Here is a 2,850-nt window from a genome sequence, read left to right on the forward strand (position 1 = left end):
AAATCCCAATAGACCATCTTGATGGCACTTTTTCTTTTGTTCGTGAACACGAACAGAGCCTTCGCATCAAAAGGCTGCTCAACCAGAGTTTCCTTGGCAAGAGTGACCAGGCCATGGGCATGCTTGCGAAAGTCCGCCGGCAAGTGGAAGGGGGTTGCGCAGAGTGTCTTTAAAAAAGCGGTATAGCGAGGCTGCTATTGGACCATTTTCATATCCTCGCGAATCCACATGGTCATATGAGTACAAGTGTGCATCCATACAGGTTTTGCAATTATCGATTTTGATCCAACCTTAATTGAATCTTAATAAAAGCAATATGATATGAATATTGCATAATAATCATACTGATCATCATATGTACTCCTAGTGGATCCAAATAACCCAGGTGTGAGCTGATTTTCCTGTGGCTTGCCACCCAAAAATACTAAGTTGAGTTGGCGAACAGAATTTCTCTCGAGAGTTACACTGCACAGTCTACAGGCTCGCCTATGCCTGGGATGAGCCTTTTTGAGTTCTGACCGTCCCCGGGTTCAGGCGACAATCATTGAGAGGTCAGCATTTATGGAAGCAGGGATATCAAAGTTTGAAGCGGTTCATGCTCTCTTAAACAGCTACTTTAATCGATATCCCAGGGTCACCATCAAGGCGTTGTCCGTGCGCACTGGTGTTCCCTATGCCACCCTTCGGCGAATTATCCACTCCGAAGTCAATGAGATCAGGGATGAAACGGTTTTCAAGCTGCTGGAACGCGTCCTCTCCAAAAACGAGCAGGTGGATTTTATTCGCAGCCATTACCCGTCCCTCGGCAGGATAATGAGTTCGTCGCCCCAAATCAAACCCGACAAAGGGGCACTCTCTGATTTGCTCAGAAAGTTCCTATATCTGAATCCACATAACCTCATTGTCAAGCTGGCCATGACAAGAGCAGGCGCAAGCCGCGAGACTGTGGAACGCCTGGCCGGTGAATCAGGATTGCTTGCACTTGATGAAATGCTCGAGGCCGGTTTGCTTGAGCAGGAGAGCAATGTGATTCGAGCAGTGTTCTCAGAGATGGATCATCATGCAATGCAGCATCAGATCAGTAGTGATGCAAGGAATTTTGTCCGCGAACTCAGTTCAAATTTTGCCCTGCTCAGCCATACATGTGAATCCGTTACACCCGACGCTCTGGCCCGGATAGTGGCGATGAGCCGGGAATTTTTGAAGGAAATTGAGGAAGTCAAAGAGGACGCGGTTGGAAGTGTGCCATTTTTCTTAAACATTGTGGTGGGGTCTTACGACCAGCAGGATTTGCCCGGAACTGATAAAGCGGAGTCATTCTTTCGATCCGTGGTGCTGGAAGGTGAACAGCAAAATGTAATTGTTTGAAGGAAGAGCTTTGTTTCAAACGAAATCCTGGCATTTTCCCGCAGAATGCTTTTGATATGATGACGAAAGTTTAGGACATTGGAGGCTGCCGATCGTTGACGGTCGGCACCTGAATTTTTATCGGTGTGAAAGCATCTGACAGAGATTCGTGATTGAAACTGGATGGCACTTGAAACATGTGCCTCCCTATGCCATATAGGAAGCAGTTCGCTGAGCATGGATGATTTCGGCAAGCAGTTTATGCCTGACATTCAGGTTACCCACCAAAGGATAAATCTTATGAAATCTTTTATGCTGATCCTGGCCCTTGCGATGGCAGCGGGATGTGCCACTCTTGTTTCATCGAGCGCGCCTGCCGATAGTCAAACCGAAGAGAAGAGTGAACATGGATTGCGTGAATCGTGGCAAAAGGCCGTTCTTGAGGCAGTTGAACACTAAAGGCAGGCCCGAACCTGTCACCCGGACGAATCGCGGTTTAAACGTCAGTAAGGTCCGTCTCGGTGTTATGGATGGCCTTCCGGGGCTTTAAAACCTGTTCAAAAGAGAGTTTTCGAAAGCTGTAACCCAGCGGTGCTGGTTTCATGCTCTCGGCAACTCTCTCGCCAAGGCCCCTGCTCGCCTCCGTGAGGCGTTTAAGATCGGCGCCCACAAGATCTGTATGCTCAATCCGAAAATGATGCCAGGATCGCGTTTGCGACGCTTAAAGAGCTGATGGATGGCGAAGCCGGACGCGCGGTGAAATGCCTGGAGAAGGATCTCGACTCCTTGCTGACATTCCTCAAATTTGACCGCTCCCTTTGGGTGGCTCTTAGGACCACCAACGCCATCGAAACAATTAACCGCCAGTTCAAGCGCAGGACACGAGGCATGGACACCATGGGAGAAGCGACATTGGAGAGTGTGCTGGCGTTCACAGCGCTGAAGATTGAGCTGGGATGGGGACTGCACCGCATCGATTCCAAGCTTTATACAAGGCATTTAGAGAAGGAAGAGAAAAACACGATAGAGAATGCGATTGAAGAAATCGGGCTGCTGAACTAATTTTCAACCCCGGACACCAATTTCCCGACGCTCCCAGTAAGGTAATCGGCAGGCTTCAAAAAGGCGATAGTATGAATTTTTTGAAACTGGTAATTGTTCGAGGAGGCATATACTGGGGGCTCCCCATTGGAATTGGATGGGCTTTCCTTGTCAGTAGTCTCATTTGGTTGCTGGGTTCACCGAACTATGAGTTCACATCAATATTTCTATTCATGGCCCGTTATGCTGTTATTCTCTTTCCGCTAAGTGGAATGCTAATGGAACTCACACTGCCCATCCTCAAAGGCAGTCCGACGCAATAATTTGAGGATGGGTCCAGCAGCCGGACAGCCTCCTGATACAATTGACGGTATTATTCGCTGGTGAATCTGCTCTTATTGACATGTAAAGTCATCCCAAATGTGCCTGGAAATTGGGGGGGTCGGCATGTCGGTTCGCCAT

General features: G+C 48.5%; 4 protein-coding genes. 3 read left to right on the plus strand and 1 reads right to left on the minus strand.

Going from position 1 to position 2,850, the window contains the following annotated elements:
* Nucleotides 1-143: IS66 family insertion sequence element accessory protein TnpB (gene tnpB / locus VE954_RS44205; protein ID WP_414698995.1), on the minus strand; the 143-nt coding region annotated here is incomplete at its 3' end.
* 418 nt (nt 144-561) lie between these two features.
* On the opposite strand from tnpB, the gene VE954_RS11305 reads away from it, so the two are divergent.
* The 3 genes from VE954_RS11305 to VE954_RS11315 all read left to right on the plus strand — a co-directional run bounded on the left by VE954_RS11305 (nt 562) and on the right by VE954_RS11315 (nt 2,409).
* Entirely contained in the window at nt 562-1,368 is an 807-nt protein-coding gene (locus tag VE954_RS11305) for a hypothetical protein (RefSeq protein WP_324952733.1), read from the plus strand.
* Nucleotides 1,369-1,647: 279 nt separating this feature from the next.
* The gene (locus VE954_RS11310; protein WP_324952735.1) at nt 1,648-1,806 is read left to right on the plus strand and encodes a hypothetical protein; all 159 of its coding nucleotides are present in this window, start codon (nt 1,648-1,650) and stop codon (nt 1,804-1,806) included.
* Nucleotides 1,807-2,052: 246 nt separating this feature from the next.
* Nucleotides 2,053-2,409 carry a transposase gene (locus VE954_RS11315; RefSeq protein ID WP_324952737.1) on the plus strand — a complete coding sequence of 119 codons (357 nt, stop codon included), beginning with the start codon at nt 2,053-2,055 and terminating at the stop codon, nt 2,407-2,409.
* The last annotated feature ends 441 nt before the right edge of the window (nt 2,410-2,850 follow it).

This window comes from Oligoflexus sp. (assembly GCF_035638955.1).
Lineage (GTDB): Bacteria > Bdellovibrionota_B > Oligoflexia > Oligoflexales > Oligoflexaceae > Oligoflexus.

Excerpts from the sequence above, each read along its gene's own strand:
- VE954_RS11310 (WP_324952735.1), top strand. The coding sequence starts at position 1,648 with ATGAAATCTTTTATGCTGATCCTGGCCCTTGCGATGGCAGCGGGATGT.
- VE954_RS11305 (WP_324952733.1), top strand. The coding sequence starts at position 562 with ATGGAAGCAGGGATATCAAAGTTTGAAGCGGTTCATGCTCTCTTAAAC.